The organism is Exiguobacterium sp. s43, assembly GCF_018617255.1.
Lineage (GTDB): Bacteria > Bacillota > Bacilli > Exiguobacteriales > Exiguobacteriaceae > Exiguobacterium > Exiguobacterium profundum.
This window is the reverse complement of sequence record NZ_JACSJT010000001.1, coordinates 30,998-53,513: the sequence shown is the minus strand read 5'-3', so window position 1 is coordinate 53,513 and position 22,516 is coordinate 30,998. Positions and strand designations below refer to the sequence as shown.

Genomic DNA, 22,516 nt, shown 5'->3' with positions numbered 1-22,516 from the left:
TCGAACAATCATATCTAGGTGAAGCCATATGAGTCGTCTCGCCCACTTCCCTACGCTAGCGTGAACTAGATCAGGTTCGAAGGGTCTGGACCATGTCCATCTCAGCCGCGTGACGCGACTCCCCTAGTGGCAAACATTATGAAATTCAGTCGTCTTCGACCACATTCTATCAATCTTTTCATCAATTGAAAACCTTTTCTGATTCCGTTTCCTATTCTTCGTTACGGGAATGGGTAAGTGACTCTGTTCGTACTGAAAAGGATGTGTAGAGATTGAATACCATTTTATTGACGATTGCCTTACTGTTCATCAGTTTGAACGTATTTTGGTTTTTCAAACGTCGAACGTACAAGCAAACAGGATTTGATGGAAGATTGTTCACTCAGTTGTTCGTCAGCCTATTCGGTGTCATGTTAGGATTCACATTGATTTATTATGCACTGTCTCGTGATTCAGTCATTCTCGTGACTTCACTCGAATCCATGAATGCCGTCGAACCGACTTGGGAAAATTTATTGTATTTTAGCGGTGTCACTTTACTTTCGATTGGCTTTGGTGATTTGTTACCGGTCGGTTTAACCCGATTATTCGCTATCATCGAAGGAGCCATCGGTATTTTGTTACCGAGTGCCTTCTTCATCAAATCGATTTATCAAAAAGACAAGTGAAAATCTTCCTATCGTCCCGTGATGAGTAAAAACATATTAAATGCAACAAGACCAAGGGGAAGCATCGCAACCAGAATGATCGGCCATTTCTTTAGACGAATGCCGACAAAGAGGACCAGACTCCCAACAAGTAGGGCAATAAATGTCGTGTATGGATTCATGAAAAAACGCTCCTTTCTCTATAAGGAGCGTTTCCCGGCTCTCGCCGTCATTAATCGTTTGAATGTCGAAGTGTTGCACATGCGGCACGAACGCGTCTGGCTTCCTCTTCTCGAAACACGAAATCCCCTTGTTCGGCGACACGTTGTGCACAAAAGAAGAAGAGCGACTGCAACCGATCATGTGTATCTTCAATGGCACTCAACTCAGCTGAAGCGTATGTTGCCGTGAGCATCTCCCATAACTCTTCTGGCAAATGGTCGCGGATCCCGTCACCGGACTTCCCTAGATTCACGGAGAATTCCGTCGCATAGCCAATGTTCCACTCCATCATCTGACGGAGCATATTCCGCATGATATCGAGGTGGTCGAGCGCGTATAACACCTGGTGTCGCTTGATTCCTTTGACAACATAAAGTGACACCCACCAAAACTCATTCCAACATGCCGCATACTCGTCAGCAGACGGACGTTTCACGCGATACGACAGGTCAGAAGGCGTGACGACTGGATAACGGTCTCGGTCAAAGATAATTTGACTGAGCGAGTCGACTTCGAGCATGGTTTCAAGTTGATCCACACTCCGAATCGTCAAATCAATCCGATGTCCGTCTACATATTGCACTAAAAACGTTACATGTCGTCCGGAATCAGCCGTTTCAGGTGTCTGCATGATCAAGACCTCTCCACATGTGTCAATCCATGAGCGATCGGCCGCAACCGCTCGGACGTCTTCCACATAAAAGGCAAGGTCGACATCCTGGTACGGGTCTGGTCGGATGTTCGGATTGACGAGTGAGCCGTTCAAGACGACCGTTCGAATGTGCTCACGTTCTTTTGCGAACGCAATCAACTGTTCAATGATTTGTTCTGGTTTCATTCTACAATCGCCCCCAATGAGCGCGCGACTTGAATCGCCTGCATCGCGTCTAGTTTTGTTTGTTGTAACGTCACGTTCGAAAAATCAACCCCGTCGACAAGTGCTCCTCTGAAGTCGGCGCCACGGCACACCGCATGTTGAAGTGTCGCCCGTGACAAGTCCGCCTGATGCCAAACCGTTTCGGTCAAGTCCGTTCCATACAGGTCCGCCTCGACCAAACGAACGTGGGACCAATCCATCTTCTTGAGCGACACGTGACGAAGGTTGACGAATGACCAATCCCCTTCCGTTACCCGGACGCCTTCAAACTGACTCTCCTCAAAGGAAGATCCCGTCATTTTACATTGCTCAAACTCACTCATGAACAAATTGGCACCATGGAATTGACAGTTTAAAAATGAACTCCCGACATGACGGGACGCATTCCATTTTGAATCCGTGAAGTCGCAGTTGATGAACTGACAGCGTTCCGTCTGTAGTTCCGTCGCATCGACGTATGTGAAGCGACAGTTCTCGAACGTGACGTGTGACAACACTTCGTCACGGAGTGTCACGTCACGAAAATTTTCATCTCGATATTGCGTATGTGGTTGAAACATATGATCCCTCCTTCAGGTATACTAGAACAGATTACAATGATTGGAAGTGATATAGATGGATCTCGTATTTCCTACTGAACACGGCGTTTTCAATTACCGCGTTGCTGGTATTTTTGTGAAAGACGGTCACTTATTGATTCACCGAAACATCCGAGATGACTTTTGGGCATTACCCGGGGGGCGCGTCACGCTCGGTGAAGAAGCCGCAACCGCCCTCGCACGCGAGCTACATGAAGAGTTGAACATGCACGTGACTGATACCACGTTCGCTTTCGTGCACGAGAACTTATTTACGTACAACAATCAGCCGTTTCATGAGATTGGACTGTACTTTTATGTAGACGGTGACCTCCCGCTCCAAGACGGAGACTTTTATGGACCTGAAGGAGATCACCTGATTTATCGTTGGATAAAGCTTGACCGTCTACAAGACGTCACGCTTTATCCGGAAATACTCGCTCAACTCCCGAACCGTTTGCCAACTCATTCACTCAATCCAGCTTGAACTTAGAGTAGCGATTTCAACTCGTTTAAATGTCGAATCTCATACGTTGACTCAATCGTCGCAGCCACTTCGTTCGGATTGAACCAGCACGTATCCAAACCATACATCCGCCCACCGGCGATGTCTGCCGTGACCGAGTCACCGATAATCAAACCTTTCTCTGGCGCTACATTCGGGATTCGGTCGAAGACGTAGTCGAAAAACGGTTTCATCGGTTTTTGCGAGCCGGTCGCATCCGATACGAAGACATCTTGGAAGTACGGCAATAGTCCAGATGACTCTAACCGTTTGAATTGCGTCTCCGTCACACCGTTTGTGACGATATAGAGCGGATAATCGTTGCTCAGCTTTCGCACGACCTCCAAAGCACCATCAACCATGTGCACGCCTGCATGTAAATAGTCTCGATATTGCTGTTCGACATATGGTCCATCGACCGTGAGACCGAGCGAATCGAACAGTTTCGTGTGACGACCGATGAGCACTTCTTCCCGGTCCACTTCGCCGCGCTCAAACGCACGCCACAGGTCCGTGTTGATGTCGACATAGCGCGACTTCACTTCATCCGTCATCCGGACGTTGTAGGATGCAAGTAACTGTTCCAAGGCGACATGTTCACTTTGTTTAAAATCTAGTAGTGTGTCATCAATATCAAATAAAATCGCTTCATAACGTTTCATATTTCTTTCTAACCCCTCTCTTCGTCTTAACTGTACAGGAAGTAGAAACGAACATCAAAAAAGGGAGATATGCCGTATCCCCCTCTCAATGTCTATTAGATGACTGGTTTTATTTTTGAGCTCCATAATTAATCAATATCACGAGTACCCCAATCAATATCGCGACCGACCATGCGTGAACAACCCCACTGAGCGTTAACGGCTTGAAGAAGTATCCTCAATCGTTCTCAAACAAGTAGGCCAAATAAACCGACACACCATACGATCCAAGCAAGAAAGCTAATACAAAGCGTATTTGCAAATGCCTCAAAGATTGTTTTGTTACCCACCAAATGATCACCGGTACAATCAAATATCCAAATGGAAAACCCCATACATAATCCATTGCCGCCACAAAAAATGCCCAAGGCACGAAGAGGAATAAACTCACACAGCAAGTTTTCATCGTCTGCTCCTAAACTTGTTGAATTTACTTGATTCAAGTTTACCAAATCCAATACATTGATATGTTTATTTTTCTAAAACAAGTGAATACTTCTTATGGTGAAGAAAAAACAAAGGAGTGTTCAAATATGCATACAGATTTTACGAACATGTACATCAATGGTGAGTGGGTAAATGGATCAAGTGAAAAGTCGATCGACAACGTCAATCCATTCTCGAACGAGACTCTCTTCTCGATTCAATCAGCGGATGAAGAGGACTTGAATCGTGCTTATGAAGCAGCGAAAGCGTCTCAGACGGACTGGGCCGACATGCTTCCACAAGCACGACGTGAGTTGATTGAGAAGTTTGCCCAGCTGACGATGGACAACAAAGACTTTATCGTCGACTGGCTCGTGAAAGAGTCCGGTAGTACACGTATCAAAGCAGAGAGTGAGTTCGCTGCATCAATGGCAATCATCAAAGAAGCCGCGACGTTCCCTTTCCGTATGGACGGGCTCATCAAACCTTCGATCGTTCCGAATAAAGAGAACCGGGTATATCGCAAACCACTTGGGGTCATCGGCATCATCAGCCCATGGAACTTCCCGTTCCACTTGGCTGTCCGTTCAATCGTGACAGCTCTCGCGACGGGGAATACGGCCGTCGTCAAACCGGCTACGGCGACACCAGTCACGGGTGGTCTCCTATTCGCATCCCTCTTCGAAGAAGCAGGACTTCCAAAAGGTGTGCTCAACGTTGTCGTCGGACGAGGGTCTGAAATCGGGGACGCCATCGTCGAACACCCAATCCCGCGCCTCATCTCGTTCACAGGTTCGACCGAGGTCGGTCAAGGGATTGCGGAAAAGGCAGGTCGTTTGTTGAAGAAAACAGCACTTGAACTCGGTGGGAATAACGTGTTTGTCGTTCTCGATGATGCCGACCTCGACCGTGCCGTCGAATCAGCCGTCTATAGCAAGTTCTTCCACCAAGGACAAATCTGTATGTCGACGAACCGAATCCTCGTCGCCGAGTCGATTCATGACGAATTCGTGGAGCGCTATGTCGAGCGCGTTAAACAGTTGAAAGCGGGTGACCCGAATGAAAAAGATACGCAAGTCGGCCCGCTCATCGACCACGATCAAGTCGATCGCATCTTAGACCAAATCGAGAAAACGGTTGATGCCGGTGCGACCGTTCATACTGGCGGGACAGCGGACGGCAACGTCCTCGAACCGACCGTCCTCAGTGTCGTCACGAATGACATGCCGCTCGCGAAAAACGAAATATTCGGTCCGGTCGCGGTCATCCTTTCGTTTAAAGATGACGAAGAGGCTGTTCGTCTTTCGAACGAATTACCGTACGGATTGAGCGGTGCCGTTCATGGCTCGGTTTACCGTGCAACCAATTTTGCACGAAAAGTCGAAACTGGCATGATTCACGTCAACGATCAGTCGGTCAACGATGAACCGCACATGCCGTTCGGAGGCGAGAAAAACTCTGGTCTCGGACGCTTCAACGGTGAATGGGTACTCGAAGAGTTCACGACGCTTCAATGGGTGTCCATCATGCATGAACGTCGCGAGTACAAACCGTTCTTCTCGTAATACAAAAAGTGTTTCGGCAACTCGCCGAAACACTTTTTTAGATTTTCTTCACGAACTCCGACTTCAGTTTCATCGCACCAAGTCCCTCGATTTTACAGTCGATATCATGGTCACCTTCCACGAGTCGAATCCCCTTCACTTTCGTTCCTTGTTTGACGACAAGCGAGGTTCCTTTCACTTTCAAATCCTTGATCACGGTGACAGTGTCTCCGTCTTGAAGCGGGTTTCCGTTCGCATCTTTGATTTGTGACGCTGCTTCTGCTTCTGCCGCCTCACTCGGTGACCATTCATAGGCACATTCTGGGCATACAAGCAACGGGCCATCCTCGTACACATAAGATGATTGGCATTTTGGGCAATTCGGGTACTCAGTCATTCTATTTCCTCCATTCGATTCACTCGTTCCAGTATATCGTATGGTGGCTCCATCTTTCTAGACCGTTCACTCTTCGGTAGGCGATGCAGGACCTTCTAAATCAAGTTGATAAAACGATAAATCGAGCCATTTGCCGAATTTATATCCGGCATTTCGAATCGTACCGGAATGAACGAATCCAACTTTTTCATGCGCACGGATACTCGTCACGTTCGATGCGTCAATTCCACCAATCACCGTTTTCATTCCTCTCACTTCGGCGATACGGATGATTTCTTTTAACAGTTTGTTGCCAATGCCTTTCCCGCGGTAACCGGGATGCACGTATACAGAATGTTCAACCGTATAATGGTACGCTGGCCACGGACGGAACGGACCGAACGTCGCAAACCCCATGACGACGTCATCCTCTACCCATACGATGATTGGACAATCTTGCTCTTTCTTCTCCTCATACCATGCCACTCGATTCTCGAGTGTCACCGGTTGATAGTGATAGACGGCCGTACTGTTTACAATCGCATCATTGTAAATATGTAAAATCATTTGAAGATCATCTCGTCGACAATTGCGAATCATCCCCATACCACCTTTTCGTTTTTTTCATTATACGAATCCCCTCTTCAAAAGACACGAAAAAAGTGACCGGTCCCATCAACCGGTCACTCAAATCATGCGGCCAAGCGGTCACACATTGAGGCGCATTCTGTACAAACTCTTGCGCATTCCTGGCAATGTGCGTGCTTATGTTTCCCGCACTCCTGTGCGCATGCTTTACAGATGACTGCACACGCTCGCGCGAGTTCAGGAACGAATGCCGAATCACGCGTCATCGCTTCCGCAAGAAACGCACAGGCAGCGGCACATTCCCGATCCAGTCGGATACAATCAACCATCATCTGTACATCTTTTTCTTCTAAACAAGATTCCAGACAATAGTTGCACGTTTCCACACATTCGTGGAGCATTTCGAGTTCGTTCGCATAGATACGATGAGCCATACATCATTCCCCTTTCGTTTCTTCTGCAATTTCGGACACGTTACTCCTGTTCCCTAATCGATAAAAGAAAAACGACCCGGCTCAAGAATCCGGATCGTTCACGAACCTGCGATACAAGTAAGCGATTCGATTCAGTAATGTCTCGTCATATTGTTTCGGCATGAAACGATAGCGATATAATCGATACATTCGTTTCAAGTCTTCCCACTGATGATCGATTTGTTGCCCTTGTCTGAAGCGTGCCAAATCAATCAAGAATATCTGTCCGTTTGGCGTCAAAATGATATTACGCAAGTGGACATCCGATGGTGTCAGTCCTAGTAAACGTGCCTGTCGAAGCGCTTCATCCACTACCTCGATGTAAGAAGGGTCAATCCAGACGCCTTCCGTCAGACACTCAAACAGCGTCTTTCCTTCGATGTAATCCATCACTAAATATGACGGACCAGAATCATAGCACTTCGGAAAGTAAGGGAGTCCCTTAAGTTTTTCATAGATTGCTGCCTCTTCGGTTGCGATTTGTTCATAACCTGGAAAGAACACTTTAATGACACGATCCTTTTCCTTTAAACGAAACACGGCCGCACTTCGTCCAATCCCATGTAAACGAAGATCTGGGTGCATCGAGGCTACCTGAAACGAGTCACCCACCTGTTCGAAGGTGACGTCCGCATATTGTTCATAGTCACTCATCTGTCACGCCTCTTTCCTATTTCTCTTCCCTCTCATCATAGCGCATACAAGCTCATTTGACGCCAAAACTGCTTGAGTAGGTGACAAGTGACGTCCATTCTCGTAAGACGTATAATGAAGAGCGACTGACAACCAAGGAGGAGTTATAATGCAACGTATCGCTTTGACAGAAGAATTATCATTCTCACGCATCGTCCATGGGATGTGGCGGCTCGCTGATTGGGACATGACCCCACAGGAACGCCTCACATTCATCGAACAATGTCTCGAGCTTGGCATCACGACATTCGACCATGCAGACATTTATGGCGGTTACACATGTGAAGGTTTATTTGGAGAAGCCTTAAAGTTAAAGCCTGAACTCCGAGACCAAATGGAGATCGTCACAAAGACAGGAATTAAATTGACGGGGTCATTTAACCCAGGTCAAACACTCAATTATTACGATACGACAAAAGAGCATATCATCGCGCAAGTAGAGCGTTCGTTAAAAGAGTTGGCCATTGACCACATTGATACATTACTCATCCACCGTCCAGATCCGCTGATGAATCCGGATGAAGTGGCCGAAGCCTTCATCGTCTTGCGCGATAGTGGTAAAGTACGTGAGTTCGGTGTATCTAACCATGTTCCGGCTACACAGAACTTGCTTCAATCTCGCCTTCCATTCCAACTTGTGACGAATCAACTCGAACTCTCTCCGATGCAATTGAAACATTTTGAGGATGGATCGGTCGATTTGTGTCACGAAAAACGAATGCCACTTATGGCTTGGAGTCCACTAGCCGGTGGTCAACTCTTCGAAGATGAACAGTATGCACCCCTTCGTGAAAAACTCGAGGAAATTCGTGCACGTCACAATGCAAGCGGAATTGACTCGATTGTGTATGCATGGCTCGTCAAACACCCTGCGAACATTATGCCGATTATCGGATCCGGAAAAATTGAGCGCGTTCAGACAGGAGTCGACGCCCTTCAAATCGACCTCACTCGTGAAGAATGGTTCGAAATTTTGAAGTCGGCACGCGGTCGAGATGTTGATTGAAGGAAACTTCATCAAATAAATCCCACTGAATTATAAAGTGATAATTTAGAAGAATAATCGGCTTTTTTCAATGTCTCGTAATATCAACGTTTTTTCGTCAAAAATCGACATACAAAAAAAGTTAAAAAGTAAAAATAAGTCATAAATGGTTTTATCCCCCGTCCAGTTCAAGTTGGACGGTTTTTTTGATTTTTTTTCGAAATAACAAATTAATTTTCCTAAGACTAAAGTCACAAAAAATTGGTGCTAGAATGGTGAAAGTGATTCATCGAAGGAGAGTACCGATGTGAAAAAGTACCTGATTTTCAGTACCCTCGTCATCCTGTTTTTCTTATTCGGATGCGAGGAAGAACGCGCACTCCGACTCCAACCCGCTCCTGAATATTATCAAGGACGTGCCCTGTTACCAAACGGACAACAAATTGAAATGCCCGAATCGGATCGTGCAGCGATTATCGAGTTATGTCAGCCTGACAACGCGATTCAAAGAATTCCAAGTGGTGAAAGACATTGGCTCGGGACGGTCACATTGAACCAACCGTTGACTGATGCCGCCACCGAATCTTCTTTTCCAACCGCAACTTTTTTCACTGTCGAAAATAAATCATATGTCCAATGTCAACTCGATTCCGTCACATATGCCACCGAAATTAACACGCTTCCTGAAAGTTTAAACGATGTTCAATATACGGCCGAACCTTATCCGGATGTTCCGAAATTCCGATTTGCTGAGCCCCATGAATATGAGCATTTCGCACAAGAGATGAAAAAGCCGATAGGTAATGAGCCCTATCCAGAAAGAAAAGGGATCGAGCATACACTTTTCCATATCACGATGCCTTTCAGTGGTGAATTTGAACTGACCTTTACATCGTCCGAAGCCAAAGACCGCCTCGTCATTCCTGTCGAATCAATAAGGCATCCCTATTTGTCACTCGGGCTCGGGACAGAAAAGTCTGATGAGGTGTTACAATACGCGATTTATACGAGCCGAGATCAAAATGACTATCAAGAAGTATTGCGACCGAAAGAAGCGCATATTTCACAAATGTTCGGAGCCAAAACAGCTCCGCAACTCCCTTCGGTTCTTGTACCGGGTCACGAGTATCCACTCTACAGTTTTACGTTCATGAAAAACGGAACGGCCCATCGTCAGAACGTCTCCTTGACGTATCATGAACCCAAGTTGTTGTATGGAAAAGAATTGGGTGAACAAATTCACGACAAATTAAGTAGTCAACGTCATGTCATTTTTCATGACTTGGCACTCCTTGGAACGGAATCAAAAGATGCCTCCTTCCTACAACATGTCGGTCAAGATGAAATGGAATTTATTTTTGGCGCCATCAAACGAGCCAACGCGACCGCCTATGCAGGTAAGACCGCTTCCACACCTTATGTGACCCTATTTCAAGGGATATGCGCCCAAACGTTTGATGTTAGCTATGATGGTGCAGATGTGTACGTGACCAATTCAGAGACAGGCGCCCATTTTAAGCTACTACGTGAGGATGCCATCAAGTGGTATAACCTGTTTGAACAAAACACTTAATCTGACAGATGCGAATGCGTCTGTCTTTTTGCATATTCATGAAGCAAATATAGTACGATGAGACACATTTTTTGGGAAGATAGGAAGGGAAAGGAGTGAATTTTTGTGACAAATCCATTTATACGTGACGTGAACCATCATTGGCGCGTTTCCTATCGACAAAACGGGTATCCCCATGTGCAACAGGGCTGGGTGTTACCTCCAGAACAAAAAGAGGAGTTCGATCCATTTATTTTGATGGCAGAAGACTGGTTCAAGCGTGGGACGTTTTCGGACCATCCCCATCGTGGGTTTCAAACAATCACGTATGTCATCGATGGTCGTCTAGAACATATTGATAATCATGGGGGACATTCGATTTTGGACGCCGGTGATGTTCAGTATATGAACGCCGGATGGGCCGCTAGACACGCCGAAGAAGCGGTTGACGATGATTTGATCCATACGCTGCAGCTCTGGTTGAATTTGCCGAAGTCGTTAAAAACAACAACCACTTCCTATCAGAACGTATACGTCGAGGACGCACCCCTCGTTCCTTTCGACGGCGGGCAGCTTCGTGTCTATTCCGGCGAAATTGTGGGTGTAAAAGGGCCGATGGAAAGTCTCGTCCCCATCACGATGACAGAAATAACGCTGAAAGAAGGTGGCGAATACGAACACATCTTGCCTGCGAATCATAACAGCTTTTTGTACGTACTCGCTGGTTCAATTGAAGTTGGGTCTTCCAAAATTCCGCTCAGTAAAACTGATGTGGCGACACTGACGTTCGATGAAACATCTGAAGCGATGAGCACACTTCAACTGAAGGCCACGACGCGTACACGGATGCTCATCTATTCCGGAAAACCGATTCGCGAAGACTATATTGCGCATGGTCCATTCGTGATGAACACGGAAGAAGAAATCCGCCAAGCTTTCCGCGATTATCATAGCGGCAGGTTCGGTCCCCCAGCCGTCAAATAAACAAAGGGAGTCTCTCGACTTGAGAGCTCCCTTTTCTGATTATGATCGATCCGGTTGTAACACCGTCTGTTGTGTCGGAACATGACCAATCGGTACGGTCCGTTCGACGAGAACGTAACGCTTGCCCTCCACTTCAAACTTGCGGTCGCCAAGATAGTGAGCGCTTTTTCCATCTTCGTATAGTTTTGACAAGATAGCAGGTACGTACTCTTCTAGTTTTGTATAGTGCTCATCGAGGGTCATGACGATATTGCCCCCTTTATATCCGAGCCAGTAACTATAAAAGAACCAACCTAACGACAGAACTCCGAGAATACCAATTCCAATTGTAAGTAACTCCTCCATGATCTCATTCCTCCAATTTTTTCATGACAATCTGACGTTTTGGGGTGAACCCGATTTCGCTATAAAACGAGGCGGCATCCGTATTGCTCATCCAGTAATCTAGTTCAATCGATCTGAATTGGTGGTCAAGTGCCCATTGCTCCATCCATTCCATCACACGCCGACCGTAACCGTTCCGTTGATACATGGGGTCGATACTGATGTGATGAACATACACCACGCGAACAGCTTGGCGAAATGCGTTTGCTTCACCCACTTTCTCCTCGAACCATATGTAGCCGACAGGGGTCGCCTCTACTTCCATCACCATGAAATGATGACCCGGTTTCCCCACCAGCGTCAGAAAGGATTCATATATCTTCTCTTCCTCATATTCCGCAAAGTAATCTGAATTCATGCGAACATGATGTTCATGAATGGAACGATTCAATCGTGCGATGAGTCGGGCATCTGTTGTTGAGACGAACACACTGTCCATCAACCGTTAAATCCTGTGTGATTCCGATCTTCTATCACCCCATGTGGTTTTTCAGTCCCATGCAACAGATGCTCTTTCGAAGTCGAAGTCCCTTTCCCCTCTAAGCGACGTTGAAGTGGACGAGCCAGAAAGTGGCCAATCAAGAGCGAACTAGGTAAGACGAGAAAAAATGTACCGAGCAATGTCAACATGTACCCTTTGTCCGAGTCACCGGCAATCGCGCGAAGGACAAAGAACAGACCGACGAAGACAAGTGCGGCCAAAGAGTATTCCACACATTTCCCGAGAAATCTTTTCATATGACATCTCCCCCTTTAAGGTTTGATGTATTATACGACCATTTCCATAAAAAGGTTTCACGCGTCTTGATTTTCTTTATACCACTTCGTCGCCAACCGTTCCGTCTCGATGATCCAGTCATGCTTTCCTTGAATGTATCCTTCCATATCTTCTGGATGCTGTGCCGCAAGTTGAAGCTTCAGCTCACCATACGCATCGCGAACGTCAGGATAAGCTCGCAAGTAATCCCGGAAGGCAAGGTGTCTTATGACATCCGGATTCCCTTCTTCAAACACATGCACGTGAACCGTCCGTTCTTCTTCTCCTTTACGGAAATAGCGACGCTTCGGAATCCCATATTCACCAAGTCCACGGTACCCGAGTGCCTCCATCCGCTCCGTGTAGTCATCGACTCGTTCGATGTCCCGTACGACCGGCATCATGTCGATGATTGGTTTTGCCGCCAATCCTTCGACCGATGTACTTCCAATGTGATGGATCGCGACAAGCTCCTCTTCGAATAACCGACTCAATTTACCAGCCTCTTCTTCAAACTTTTGATTCCATTCTGGATTGTATTTCACTACTTCGACTTTTCTCATGATTCGTTCCTCCTTTTTTAAAAGAACTCTTTATTCTCATCATACCCTTTCTAAACATCGTTCGACATGAGGGATTCCACTTCAAATGGTTTGTACACAAATAAAATGGGAAACCTTATATTAATGACTTGAGAACTGGAGAGTGAATGGATATGTTGACTGAAGAACAAATCGAAACGTTTAAAAAACGATTATTGAAAGAAAAAGCAAAAACCGAAGGATACATGGATGATCGGGAAGAGACATATGATGAAGGAGAGCTCTCTCATTACGACAACCACCCTGCCGACTCGGGCGAAGAGCTCTTTTTACGAGAACGAGACCAAGCCCTTAATGAACTCGATGAAGAGTTCTTGAGTGACGTCGATAAGGCACTATTAGCCATTCAGAATGGGACGTATGGACAATGTGAGGTGTGTGGGAAAGACATTGAACTAGACCGTCTGGAAGTCATTCCAGAAGCCACCCTTTGCATCGAACACGCCCGGGCACAAGAAGAGGAAGAGCACGCGCATGAAGTCGATCGACCGGTCGAAGAAGACGTGTTGAACCCTAATGAGACAGCTCGACGCAAAGAGTTAGACGGAACGGATCAACCTGGTCAAAAAACGGACGCCTTCTCCCAAGTAGAAGACTACGGAAGCTCAGATACGATTGCCGACAGCGAGGGCAACCATGATCCTACGCGCGAACAGTAAAAAATGCCCTGACCTCATTCGAGAGGCTCAGGGCATCTGTCTGCTTAAAACGTGGCTTTTACCGGAGAAGCACCACCGAGGCGCTCTGCCAGTTTCATCGGGTCGACGGAATTCCCAGCTGAACTAGCCGAGAAATTGTAGTCCCCTTTATGAATCTCAAAGTGTAAGTGCGGACCTGACGAGTTGCCCGTGTTTCCGATTTGACCAATCGGTTCACCTTGGCGTACCGACTGACCTGTCTTGACATCCACTTTGTGCAAGTGTGCATACACGGTCGTCCATTTTTGACCGTCTACGTTGTGTTCGATTTGTATGTGGTTCCCATAAGGTCCACTCGAGCTGACTTTTGTCACCTTTCCAGCTTCCGCGGCGTATACAGGTGTGCCTGTTTTGGCAGCAATATCGAGACCGTTATGGAATGTGTATCCGAACTGTCCACTCGCCGAACCGAAACCTTGAGAGAGGCGACCTTCCGCCGGCATTAAGAACCGATCGGGTGCCATCGCTTCATACTGTTTCTTCAAATCACTCAACTGATTCGTTTGTTTCTTATATTGTTTCGACTTTTCGTCATACGACGCTTTCACGTCTTGACGTGTCGCTTCAATTTGCTCTTGTTCTTCTTTCAGTTGCTCCAATGCTTCATTTACTTGGTTTTTCTTTTCAACAAGCTCTTGATGTGCTTCTTCCGCTTCAGCGACTTCCGCTTTCGCACTCGGCAACACCGAAGAAACGACTTTTGCGAAGAGCGACTGTTCTGCAGGAACGAGTGACTCCTCCACTTCTTCTAATTCTTTAGAAGTTCCTTCAATTTTATCTCGCAACGCCTCCGCCTTATGATCGACTTGCTTCAACTTCGTTTGAATGGCGTGAATGGATTGTTTCGTATCTTTAACCTGCTGCTTCGTTTGTTGCAATGACTTTTCCGTTTGAACGAGGTCTTGCGGGGACATGTTGTCGGCAGATGCGGTTTGTCCTTGGAATAAGAGAACACCAACACCCGCTGTCATGATGAGTTGTTTCCACATATATATAATAAACCCTCCAAATTAATACATTCATGAGCTTCAAAAAAGCTACATGTGCGAATATACCACTGGGGGTTAAAAATTTCAATATATGAAGTTTTTCATTTTCATGTCATACATGACAGCATGATGTGATATTTTCAAGTGTCACTTCACAAGGATTTCACTAGCGTTTTTTTGTATAGTATCCCACCCAGACGATACCACCGATGGAAAGGAGTGTTACACTCACACTAACTACTAGTATACCTCGCGACAGGTCGGGTGAAAGATTTGTTGTCAGCGCAATCAGGGTCGCGGTATTTCCACTAATCAGCGCAATGATACAGATGACCAACAACCGCTTCATCAAGCGTCCTTCACCATTTCAAATTGGGCAATCTCGTCTTGGACAAATCCCAATCGTCGTGCCGCTTCGACCCATTCAGGACGGTCTGATGTCAACGTGACATGAAGTGGCGATCGGCTCGCGGCCGCCCGCAATAGCCATTCCGCTTCTTCTGCTTGTCCAAAAACATCGAGCAAGACGTGATCGCGGTATAACAAAAATCCTATTCGATTCCCTTCTACGACTTTCACTAACTCAGCAGCTTGTTGGGTCACGCGCACATCGCGTTGCCAAATCGGAACGTGACTCGCCGCCGGATACAACTCATCAAATAACGTTTGAATCGGTTCATACGTCATGTCTGCGTTCGTTTCTAATGACACCGCTTGGAAGTAGAGGATTTCTCGAGTCGTTTCGTAACCTAGTCGTTCATAGAGAGACACTGCCGCATCATTGCCTTGAATGACTTCGAGTAAACGAGTGCCTACTGCCGCCTCTTCAAATCGTCTCATCAATTCGGTCGCGACTCCTGCTTTTCGGACATGTGGGGCGACAGCAAGTCCACCACAACGTGTCTGCCATCCTGAATCAAGATGTGCAATCCCGGTTAACACGACACCGACAGGTTCTTCACCATCATAGGCTACAATGGAACGGGACGGCTGATTTTGATCACGAACAAGAAAAACATCTTCGAACGTCTGCTCATCAAATTGAAACGGAATAATATAATCAGAAAAACCGCTCATAAACGCGCGGTATAAATCTTGTAATGGTGGATTTTGACGGTATGTAAACTGTGTCGACATATAATTCCCCTTTCTGAATGAAAATCAATAAAGCCCGAAGGAGACCCCTTATGAAAATTACGCTCGAATATCGAAATGATACGCATCAATCGATTCTCAATACGTTCGCACTACCGACGGACCAAGAAAAGTATACGACCCTGCCCAAAGACATGGATGACCCATTGCCCGATCGCATTTATCCGATTGTCATCGTCGCGTCAAAACCAGTTGGGATGTTCTTACTGCATGACAACGAACGCGTTGCTTCCTATACAACCGAGTCGAATGCCTTGCTCTTCTCCGCCTTTGCCATTAACCATGAGGACCAGGGGAAAGGCTACGCTAAAGCTGCACTCCAAGCACTTCCGCAGTTCGTAAAGCAACACTTCCCTCACATTCGTGAAATCGTCCTGTCGGTCAATCTTAAAAACGAAGCCGCTTTCTCCCTTTATACGAACGTTGGGTGGAGCGATACCGGACGTCGAATCGGTGGACCGATTGGCGAACAACGTATTCTTTCCTTAACGATTTGAGGCATCCATTCGTGTCAAACTCTCAAATATGTTTTGCCAGTAAGTCTGACGATGCGGAACTAAATCGGCTTGCGTGATTTGAACAAGATGATTCGTCATAAGAGAGCATCCTTCAATCGTACACATGCATCCTTCTGTCAGCGACCTCAGTTCATTTCTTTGAACAGCTACGACATCCATCACTTCCTGGTCGTCAAAATGAATCGGCTCACCTTGATAGAGATAGCAATACGTATGTGCAAACTCGCGATCAAGAAACTCGTCCAGTTCAATCACGTCTTCAAAGATTCCCATAAAGGTGAGCTGTTCGAACGTCAATGACAGTCCGAGCTCTTCTTCAATTTCACGAACGCCATTCGCTATTGTCTCATCTGTTGCAAGGTGTCCCGCTGCCGTAATATCATATTTCCCGGGAAAATCCTGTTTCTCCATGCTCCTCCGCTGAAGATAGATGAGGTCTTCTTTCCAGAACCAGCAGTGGAACGTCTCATGCCAATCCCCGTCAACATGAACTTGATTTCGCTCCTTCTCCCCTATTTTCCGGTGATTCTCGTCAAAAATAGTGAGGTGCTCCTTCATTCCGACACCCCATCTTCTAAAAATCGGATAACCCCATTCGTCGTATCTAACTCAACTTGAATGCCAATCGGGAAAACGTGTGATGGAAACGTGTGACCGATATCGACATTCGTCAAAATCGGAAAATCTTTTTCTCCGATGATTTCAAGCAACAAGTCGTTGAATGAGAAGGGAGCTGATTGATTTTGAAAATGCTCGTGCTTCCCGATAATCAGACCCGAAATCTCATCAAACACACCCGCCAGCTTCAGCATACTAAGCGAACGTTCTTCTTCAGCCATCGTCTTAAACGAGTCTTCTAGGAATAGAATCGCGCCTTTCAAATCGGGATAATAATCCGACTTGAAGAACCCAGACATCGTGTTCAGATTCCCGCCAATCAACGTTCCTTGTGCCTTTCCATCCTTCAGAGAAATCCATCCTTCATTCGGTTGGAACGTCTTGACACGTTGTTGTGTCGACCAATCGAGCATCTCTTCCGTCCATTCATCAGGGATATGTAACTGAAACGGAGCCGTTCGTTCTAAACAGAGAATGTCTTTGACATATTGCTCCCCCGTCTCGAACATCCCTCCGTATTCACCAAATGAGGGGACGATTGCCGGACCGTAAAATGTGACGACGTCCGTTTTGGCATAACAGGCCATCAAGATTGCCGTGACATCACTATATCCCATGATGATTTTAGGATGACGTCGGAGTTGTTCATAATCGATATATGGTAACACCGAGTTCGAATTTGTTCCACCGATTGTACTGATGATGGCTTTCACTTCAGGATCATGTAAAAATGCGTTTAGTTCGTCAGCACGATCCCGAATGGACGAGGACCGATATCCTTCTGTTTTATATGTACACGTGCCCTCTTTCACCTTGAATCCCATCCGCTTGAGCTGTTCAACCCCACGTTGGTAACGCCCCTCAAACTGAACAGGTGCCGGAAAAGAAGGCGTAATGATCCCTATCGTATCCCCCATTTGCAACTTTGGCGGTTTAATCATGATCCCCACTCCACTCCCTCGTAACATCGTTATGACCGCATTATACCGTAGGAGCGGTAAATCATGCTTCAAAATAAATCAGGGTCTTCCGATAACGTTCTCACTTTCCGTACTTTCGCCGGACGTCCTGTCCATCCGAGTGCCACAAAGAAAAATGCACCTGCGAGTACGCCGAATAAAGCAGTCAGCCCTACTTGAATCCCGACAAATCCATACTGTTCTCCTAGTTTCACGAGGAAGAGCGGTGCGAACAGGCAAGTCATACTGAGTGAAAAAAGACCTCCCCATACCCGTCGCTTTGCATTACCAATGGTGAACCAACCGAACGCGATCCATACACAAGCAACCAATCCTAGCGCACCAACCATCATCCACATGCCCACACCTCACCTTTTCGTTTTCCTTTCTATTCCCCATTTTTCTTGTGATTCCTACTATTTTTTCAAGTAATGAGAGAATTTCCGGGTAAAGGTAAATTAGACAAGATGCGAAACGGGACAACAAAGGAGTGAGGTGTGCATGCGTTCACGATTAACCTTTGCCTTAATCTTTCTCGGTTTTTTTTTAGTCGCCGTTTATTGGATGAGCACGTGGAATGACAACTTAGTCGAGGGACAGATTGAACGAGTCGATATCCCCCAGATATTGATTGAATCTACCGAATCCTCGGAAGAAGTCACATTGCGCGTCGTCTTGATCAATGATCAAACCGAAGTCACCGGCATCGTCAATAGCGTACAAGGACTACAGAGCGGCCAACTGGTGACAATCGAGGTCATCCCGACGGATTCGAACTTGAACATCGCACGCACAATCGAAGTCACCGCTCCATGATTTTTTTGAAATGAAGCGTAACTTTTCCAGAACTGTGGAATATGAGAACAGAATCATAAAAAGGAGTGATCGGATTGATTTCAAATAAATTACTATCTGGAAAAGTAGCGTTTGTGACCGGGGCAGCCTCCGGAATCGGACGTGCCGCGGTCATCCGCTTCATTCAAGCCGGAGCAAAAGTCGCCATTGTCGATTTGAATGAAGAAGATGCGATGCGTCTCGCAAGCCTTGTCGGGGAAGAACGCGCTATCGGCATCAGTGCAGATGTGTCGGATGAATCCGCAATGAAAGAGGCCTACGAACGGACAATGGAACGATTTGGTCAACTCGATATCGTCTTCGCGAATGCCGGTCGAAACGGGACCATCACACCAATTGAACATTTATCATTGGATGATTGGAATGGCGTGGTGGAGACAAACCTCACAGGAACCTTTTTGACCGTCAAACATGCTATTCCTCATTTGAAAGAGAATGGTGGGAGTATCATTATCACTTCATCGATTAACGGGAACCGTTATTTTAAAAATTTCGGATTCAGTGGCTACGCGACGACGAAAGCAGGTCAAACCGGCTTTGCAAAAATGGCTGCTGCGGAACTCGCTCAATTCGGGATTCGTGTCAATTCCATCTGTCCCGGGGCCATCGATACGAATATTGACGATTCGACCAATCGAGACGATGCGTTGCTCGAAGAAGTCGTTATTCCAATCGAATATCCACTTGGGAATCAACCGCTTGCCGGAAAATCGGGCTCCGCGAAACAAGTCGCCGATGTCGTCTTATTTTTCGCGAGCAACATGTCGAGCCACGTGACCGGCTCTGAAGTATACGTCGATGGGGCTGAATCGCTCTTGTAATCGAAAAGCAGGTCACCTCACCCGAGGCGACCTGCTTATTTAAGGATTGGACTTTTCATGACCGCTTTTTGATAGAACGGCTGAAATCCAAGCCGTTCCATATTGCGACCAGACGCCGAATCGACTTTCGTCGTAACCGTCAACAGATTGCATCCAAGTGCTTTCGCTTCGGCAATTCGTTCCAAAATAAGTTGTGTCTGGTACCCTTTTTGCCGATACGTCGGAACGGTGCTCGTCAGAAACAACTCTCCAATCCCGTCTTGCGTGGCTAAAATCCCACCCGCTACGACAGCATCCTCTTCTCGCACGAGATAAGCATGATTACTCGGTAGTGCGTAAAAGCCTTTGGCTGTATCGACCGTCTCTTGAAGGATTGTGCCCGACTCGGCGAATCCAGCCGCAACGGCGTATGCCCACTCATGGAGTGTCTCATCCTTCACTTTTTCGACCTGAGTCGGTACAGATGTGGAGGCATGCTGTGTCAAATCCAACGTCCATACGTCCAAAAAATGATCGAGCGTGTAGTTACGTTCTTGCAATAAGCGGAGCAAGGAGTCTTCCGCTAATGGACAAACCTCAATATGTAGACGCGAGACATTTTTCCCGCGTACCCATTTTTCCATTTGATGCAGGTCGTAAAAGCTTGTCGGCCGATTCAATCCAAATCCGACCGCAAAACTCATATTTCCCATTTTGAACACATGCCCTTTTCCTTCTACGTGTAGTTCCGCACCTTCATAGGGAGGGGTTTGTTTACGATGTCGAATGTAAGCAGACGTCCCCTCTGCTTTGATGCGTTCGATACGCCTTGCCAATTCTAAACGTTTCACGCTCTTCCCTCCCTTGTATATTCCATGTTGAGTGTAGCATATGTTCACGGTCGGATGAGATGACCGTATTGAATCAGCCGTTCCCGGACAGAAGGAACAAGTTCTACACACTCAAGGACCGTCTCCCATTCTTGTAACGTCACATCGACGACTTCATCTGCTTGCAGTGACAGTTGTTCGAAGTCGATTGGTTTCTCGCACACGAGACAATACATATCCAAGAAATATGTGCCCCGCTTAATCGTTGTCACGAACCGGAGTTGCTCAGGCAATACATATAGTCCCAACTCTTCTTTTAGCTCACGGACCGCACCTTGTCGACTCGTTTCTCCAGCCAAAATCGAGCCGCCCGTTCCTTCCCAAAGAAGCGGATACGTCTTATCCGGATGACGCTTCGACAGCAATAATCTCCCATCCGGATTGAACGTGAACACTTCGATGACCGTGTGAAACGTATGCGGCTCTAATTCATCCCCACGAAAGTGCGTTCGACCGAGCGGTTGCCGGTTTTCGTCGAGTAAATCCCATACTTCTCGATTCATGGACGAATCTCATCAATCACGAACGAAGAGGAACCTTGAATCTCTTCGATAAAGTGAGATCCGAATAGCATGGCTGGTGTAAAGCTTCCGGCAAGCATCCCACCCGAACCGAGCAACCGCTTGACGACGGCGAGCGCCCCGTAAACAGTGAAGGCATACGTACTTGCCGTTTGAATACGGACGACTACTTTTCGTCCTTCCTCATTCGTTGCTTCGCCCCATACGTACGTCGATGATTTTTCACGTACAGCCTCGTCTGGTCCCGATACGTTTTCGTCGACATAACGGAGCAATCGTTCCTGCACGGCCTCTTTTCCGAGAATCGGGCTGAACCATGACAAAGCGCGAGCAGCATAGGCGGCCGCTGTCGGTACAGGAACCCAAGTCGTAATATTCGGAATGTCCGTTGTGTAGTAGGCGGTCGAAACGTCTCCCCACGGAATCGCAATGGCGGTACGGCTTCCGCGACCAAAATCAATCGTTCTCCGCTTTGCCCCAATTGGAAATGATGATAATTTGCCGTTCACACGTTCCACACTACTCGACCCTAGTCCACGAACGGCCGTCTTCATGGTTCCTGGTGAGATGCCGGCTGCCGCCGAAAAGCCAAGAGCGAGTGTTGTCGCATCCGGTATCAACTCTTTTAATTTCCGCGCGACACAGTCGGTCGGAATGACATCAAATCCGACACCCGAGCATAAAATCACACCACGTTCTTTGGCTTGAGCCGCTCGCTGTTTAGAATGGACATATTCGAACACGTCGATTTCCCCGGTAATATCTAAGTAATGCGTACCTGTCTCTAGACATGCCTCGATCATCACTTGGCTCGTATCCGTGAAAGGACCTGCACAATGAAGGACTAAATCTACATCGTGAAGCGCCTCGATTGCGGCTTCACGACTCAATGCGAAAATCGATGTTTCGCAACCCAGTTCATCTCCTAGGCGATGAATCGCTCTTGCGTTTCGTCCGGCAAGAACCGGACGCATTCCGTCACGAGCTGCTTGTCGTGCAATCAGCTCACCCGTATAGCCATTCGCCCCATAAATCATCCATCTCATTTTTACCCCTCCTTATGTTAATGTATCCTTGTTCGTTTCCCTAAAAGAAGTTGAATCCAACGAAAAGATCTTGGATGACATCGATGATATACACACTTCCCGTTACAATAAGCAAATATCCGATTGGGATGAGCAGACTTTTCACTGTTTGTAGTTTTGTTATGTCTCCCCGATGCTGTAGTAGACGATCCACCAAGTAAAACAAGGTCGCTGCGAGAAGACTGAGCCATGACAAGACGAGCCCGAATAGTATATGTAAAACAAGCGAAGTGAACCACCTGAATCGTTTCGAACTGAGTCGATTCGCCAACCAGTCACTGCACCATGAGGTCACGACACCGTAGGTCAACATAATCGGAAAACTGACCGCTACATAGGCAACCGTCATCAAAAGGAAGCCATTCAGTACGCCACTCATTCCTCCATTTTCTCGTACACCCATCATAGTGACCCCACACGCTAACAGAATCGCATAGACGGGCGAAGCGATGGATGCTGTGACGATTTTACGATTCCACATCTGCACTCCCCCTAATCCCTTCCAACTTTACACGACCTGTTCTGAAAACGCAC

General features: G+C 46.9%; 32 protein-coding genes and 1 riboswitch. Of the genes, 10 read left to right on the top strand and 22 right to left on the bottom strand.

What is annotated here, in order from left to right; all coding sequences use genetic code 11:
* Positions 1–30: 30 nt before the first annotated feature.
* Positions 31–135, bottom strand: a riboswitch (TPP riboswitch).
* 137 nt (positions 136–272) lie between these two features.
* A complete protein-coding gene (locus KNO79_RS00370) occupies positions 273–668 on the top strand; it encodes an ion channel (RefSeq protein WP_159563097.1) in 396 nt (131 codons plus the stop codon).
* Between the two features lie 8 nt (positions 669–676).
* On the opposite strand, the gene KNO79_RS00365 is transcribed toward KNO79_RS00370, so the two are convergent.
* The 3 genes from KNO79_RS00365 to KNO79_RS00355 are packed head-to-tail and all read right to left on the bottom strand — an operon-like array spanning position 677 to position 2,306.
* Positions 677–829: a hypothetical protein gene (locus tag KNO79_RS00365; protein ID WP_012727577.1), complete on the bottom strand. Its 153-nt coding sequence runs from the start codon at positions 827–829 to the stop codon at positions 677–679.
* A gap of 50 nt (positions 830–879) precedes the next feature.
* The gene (locus KNO79_RS00360) at positions 880–1,707 is read right to left on the bottom strand and encodes an aminoglycoside 6-adenylyltransferase (RefSeq protein WP_214690369.1); all 828 of its coding nucleotides are present in this window, start codon (positions 1,705–1,707) and stop codon (positions 880–882) included.
* Positions 1,704–2,306 (bottom strand): pentapeptide repeat-containing protein, encoded by a 603-nt coding sequence (locus KNO79_RS00355; RefSeq protein ID WP_214690368.1) that lies wholly within the window; start codon positions 2,304–2,306, stop codon positions 1,704–1,706. The genes KNO79_RS00360 and KNO79_RS00355 overlap by 4 nt, the downstream gene beginning before the upstream one ends.
* A 55-nt stretch (positions 2,307–2,361) precedes the next feature.
* Here KNO79_RS00355 and KNO79_RS00350 point away from each other — a divergent pair, with 55 nt between their 5' ends.
* A complete protein-coding gene (locus tag KNO79_RS00350) occupies positions 2,362–2,811 on the top strand; it encodes an NUDIX hydrolase (RefSeq protein ID WP_074035444.1) in 450 nt (149 codons plus the stop codon).
* Positions 2,812–2,813: 2 nt separating this feature from the next.
* On the opposite strand, the gene KNO79_RS00345 is transcribed toward KNO79_RS00350, so the two are convergent.
* Both KNO79_RS00345 and KNO79_RS00340 read right to left on the bottom strand, forming a co-directional pair.
* Entirely contained in the window at positions 2,814–3,491 is a 678-nt protein-coding gene (locus KNO79_RS00345) for a YjjG family noncanonical pyrimidine nucleotidase (RefSeq protein ID WP_214690367.1), read from the bottom strand.
* Between the two features lie 227 nt (positions 3,492–3,718).
* On the bottom strand, positions 3,719–3,973 hold the full coding sequence (locus tag KNO79_RS00340) for a hypothetical protein (protein ID WP_143180215.1): 255 nt from the start codon (positions 3,971–3,973) through the stop codon (positions 3,719–3,721).
* Positions 3,974–4,063: 90 nt separating this feature from the next.
* On the opposite strand from KNO79_RS00340, the gene KNO79_RS00335 reads away from it, so the two are divergent.
* The gene (locus KNO79_RS00335) at positions 4,064–5,521 is read left to right on the top strand and encodes an aldehyde dehydrogenase family protein (RefSeq protein WP_214690366.1); all 1,458 of its coding nucleotides are present in this window, start codon (positions 4,064–4,066) and stop codon (positions 5,519–5,521) included.
* Between the two features lie 37 nt (positions 5,522–5,558).
* Here KNO79_RS00335 and KNO79_RS00330 read toward each other — a convergent pair whose 3' ends face one another.
* From KNO79_RS00330 to KNO79_RS00315, 4 genes are all read right to left on the bottom strand, one after another.
* The gene (locus KNO79_RS00330; protein WP_031421951.1) at positions 5,559–5,897 is read right to left on the bottom strand and encodes a zinc ribbon domain-containing protein YjdM; all 339 of its coding nucleotides are present in this window, start codon (positions 5,895–5,897) and stop codon (positions 5,559–5,561) included.
* 66 nt (positions 5,898–5,963) lie between these two features.
* On the bottom strand, positions 5,964–6,476 hold the full coding sequence (locus KNO79_RS00325; RefSeq protein ID WP_031421949.1) for a GNAT family N-acetyltransferase: 513 nt from the start codon (positions 6,474–6,476) through the stop codon (positions 5,964–5,966).
* Positions 6,477–6,568: 92 nt separating this feature from the next.
* Positions 6,569–6,898 (bottom strand): four-helix bundle copper-binding protein, encoded by a 330-nt coding sequence (locus KNO79_RS00320; RefSeq protein WP_012727586.1) that lies wholly within the window; start codon positions 6,896–6,898, stop codon positions 6,569–6,571.
* An 81-nt stretch (positions 6,899–6,979) separates the two neighbouring features.
* Entirely contained in the window at positions 6,980–7,591 is a 612-nt protein-coding gene (locus KNO79_RS00315; protein ID WP_074035436.1) for a serine/threonine protein kinase, read from the bottom strand.
* A gap of 148 nt (positions 7,592–7,739) precedes the next feature.
* Here KNO79_RS00315 and KNO79_RS00310 point away from each other — a divergent pair, with 148 nt between their 5' ends.
* From KNO79_RS00310 to KNO79_RS00300, 3 genes are all read left to right on the top strand, one after another.
* Positions 7,740–8,636, top strand: coding sequence for an aldo/keto reductase (locus KNO79_RS00310; RefSeq protein WP_214690365.1), 897 nt, complete (start codon positions 7,740–7,742; stop codon positions 8,634–8,636).
* A 286-nt stretch (positions 8,637–8,922) separates the two neighbouring features.
* Positions 8,923–10,188, top strand: coding sequence for a hypothetical protein (locus KNO79_RS00305; RefSeq protein WP_214690364.1), 1,266 nt, complete (start codon positions 8,923–8,925; stop codon positions 10,186–10,188).
* Positions 10,189–10,293: 105 nt separating this feature from the next.
* Positions 10,294–11,151 carry a pirin family protein gene (locus KNO79_RS00300; protein ID WP_214690363.1) on the top strand — a complete coding sequence of 286 codons (858 nt, stop codon included), beginning with the start codon at positions 10,294–10,296 and terminating at the stop codon, positions 11,149–11,151.
* 39 nt (positions 11,152–11,190) lie between these two features.
* On the opposite strand, the gene KNO79_RS00295 is transcribed toward KNO79_RS00300, so the two are convergent.
* From KNO79_RS00295 to KNO79_RS00280, 4 genes are read right to left on the bottom strand one after another with little or no spacing between them, the layout of a single operon-like run.
* Complete coding sequence (locus tag KNO79_RS00295; RefSeq protein WP_047794750.1) at positions 11,191–11,496, bottom strand: hypothetical protein; 306 nt, start codon at positions 11,494–11,496, stop codon at positions 11,191–11,193.
* 4 nt (positions 11,497–11,500) lie between these two features.
* Positions 11,501–11,974 (bottom strand): GNAT family N-acetyltransferase, encoded by a 474-nt coding sequence (locus KNO79_RS00290; RefSeq protein ID WP_214690362.1) that lies wholly within the window; start codon positions 11,972–11,974, stop codon positions 11,501–11,503.
* Positions 11,974–12,273 carry a hypothetical protein gene (locus tag KNO79_RS00285; RefSeq protein WP_214690361.1) on the bottom strand — a complete coding sequence of 100 codons (300 nt, stop codon included), beginning with the start codon at positions 12,271–12,273 and terminating at the stop codon, positions 11,974–11,976. Before KNO79_RS00285 ends, KNO79_RS00290 begins: the two co-directional genes overlap by 1 nt.
* 57 nt (positions 12,274–12,330) lie before the next feature.
* Complete coding sequence (locus KNO79_RS00280; protein WP_214690360.1) at positions 12,331–12,855, bottom strand: GrpB family protein; 525 nt, start codon at positions 12,853–12,855, stop codon at positions 12,331–12,333.
* A 152-nt stretch (positions 12,856–13,007) separates the two neighbouring features.
* Here KNO79_RS00280 and KNO79_RS00275 point away from each other — a divergent pair, with 152 nt between their 5' ends.
* Complete coding sequence (locus tag KNO79_RS00275) at positions 13,008–13,553, top strand: TraR/DksA C4-type zinc finger protein (protein ID WP_214690359.1); 546 nt, start codon at positions 13,008–13,010, stop codon at positions 13,551–13,553.
* A 44-nt stretch (positions 13,554–13,597) separates the two neighbouring features.
* On the opposite strand, the gene KNO79_RS00270 is transcribed toward KNO79_RS00275, so the two are convergent.
* Positions 13,598–14,581 (bottom strand): M23 family metallopeptidase, encoded by a 984-nt coding sequence (locus KNO79_RS00270; RefSeq protein ID WP_214690358.1) that lies wholly within the window; start codon positions 14,579–14,581, stop codon positions 13,598–13,600.
* Between the two features lie 348 nt (positions 14,582–14,929).
* A complete protein-coding gene (locus KNO79_RS00265; protein ID WP_214690357.1) occupies positions 14,930–15,718 on the bottom strand; it encodes a GNAT family N-acetyltransferase in 789 nt (262 codons plus the stop codon).
* Positions 15,719–15,768: 50 nt separating this feature from the next.
* Here KNO79_RS00265 and KNO79_RS00260 point away from each other — a divergent pair, with 50 nt between their 5' ends.
* A complete protein-coding gene (locus KNO79_RS00260) occupies positions 15,769–16,233 on the top strand; it encodes a GNAT family N-acetyltransferase (protein ID WP_214690356.1) in 465 nt (154 codons plus the stop codon).
* On the opposite strand, the gene KNO79_RS00255 is transcribed toward KNO79_RS00260, so the two are convergent.
* The 3 genes from KNO79_RS00255 to KNO79_RS00245 all read right to left on the bottom strand — a co-directional run bounded on the left by KNO79_RS00255 (position 16,222) and on the right by KNO79_RS00245 (position 18,190).
* Positions 16,222–16,812 (bottom strand): NUDIX hydrolase, encoded by a 591-nt coding sequence (locus KNO79_RS00255; RefSeq protein WP_214690355.1) that lies wholly within the window; start codon positions 16,810–16,812, stop codon positions 16,222–16,224. The genes KNO79_RS00260 and KNO79_RS00255 overlap by 12 nt on opposite strands.
* A complete protein-coding gene (locus KNO79_RS00250) occupies positions 16,809–17,813 on the bottom strand; it encodes a S66 family peptidase (protein ID WP_214690354.1) in 1,005 nt (334 codons plus the stop codon). Before KNO79_RS00250 ends, KNO79_RS00255 begins: the two co-directional genes overlap by 4 nt.
* 68 nt (positions 17,814–17,881) lie before the next feature.
* Positions 17,882–18,190: a hypothetical protein gene (locus KNO79_RS00245; protein ID WP_031421923.1), complete on the bottom strand. Its 309-nt coding sequence runs from the start codon at positions 18,188–18,190 to the stop codon at positions 17,882–17,884.
* 142 nt (positions 18,191–18,332) lie between these two features.
* Here KNO79_RS00245 and KNO79_RS00240 point away from each other — a divergent pair, with 142 nt between their 5' ends.
* Both KNO79_RS00240 and KNO79_RS00235 read left to right on the top strand, forming a co-directional pair.
* A complete protein-coding gene (locus tag KNO79_RS00240; RefSeq protein ID WP_214690353.1) occupies positions 18,333–18,647 on the top strand; it encodes a hypothetical protein in 315 nt (104 codons plus the stop codon).
* Between the two features lie 74 nt (positions 18,648–18,721).
* Positions 18,722–19,507 carry an SDR family oxidoreductase gene (locus KNO79_RS00235; RefSeq protein WP_074035413.1) on the top strand — a complete coding sequence of 262 codons (786 nt, stop codon included), beginning with the start codon at positions 18,722–18,724 and terminating at the stop codon, positions 19,505–19,507.
* 35 nt (positions 19,508–19,542) lie between these two features.
* On the opposite strand, the gene KNO79_RS00230 is transcribed toward KNO79_RS00235, so the two are convergent.
* Genes KNO79_RS00230 through KNO79_RS00215 form a run of 4 tightly spaced genes read right to left on the bottom strand, consistent with a single transcriptional unit; the run spans position 19,543 to position 22,463 of the window.
* Positions 19,543–20,337: a GNAT family N-acetyltransferase gene (locus KNO79_RS00230; RefSeq protein WP_196431406.1), complete on the bottom strand. Its 795-nt coding sequence runs from the start codon at positions 20,335–20,337 to the stop codon at positions 19,543–19,545.
* Positions 20,338–20,381: 44 nt separating this feature from the next.
* Complete coding sequence (locus tag KNO79_RS00225) at positions 20,382–20,879, bottom strand: NUDIX hydrolase (protein ID WP_074035410.1); 498 nt, start codon at positions 20,877–20,879, stop codon at positions 20,382–20,384.
* Positions 20,876–21,943: a saccharopine dehydrogenase family protein gene (locus KNO79_RS00220; protein ID WP_074035408.1), complete on the bottom strand. Its 1,068-nt coding sequence runs from the start codon at positions 21,941–21,943 to the stop codon at positions 20,876–20,878. Before KNO79_RS00220 ends, KNO79_RS00225 begins: the two co-directional genes overlap by 4 nt.
* 40 nt (positions 21,944–21,983) lie before the next feature.
* Entirely contained in the window at positions 21,984–22,463 is a 480-nt protein-coding gene (locus tag KNO79_RS00215; RefSeq protein WP_214690352.1) for a hypothetical protein, read from the bottom strand.
* Positions 22,464–22,516 lie beyond the last annotated feature (53 nt).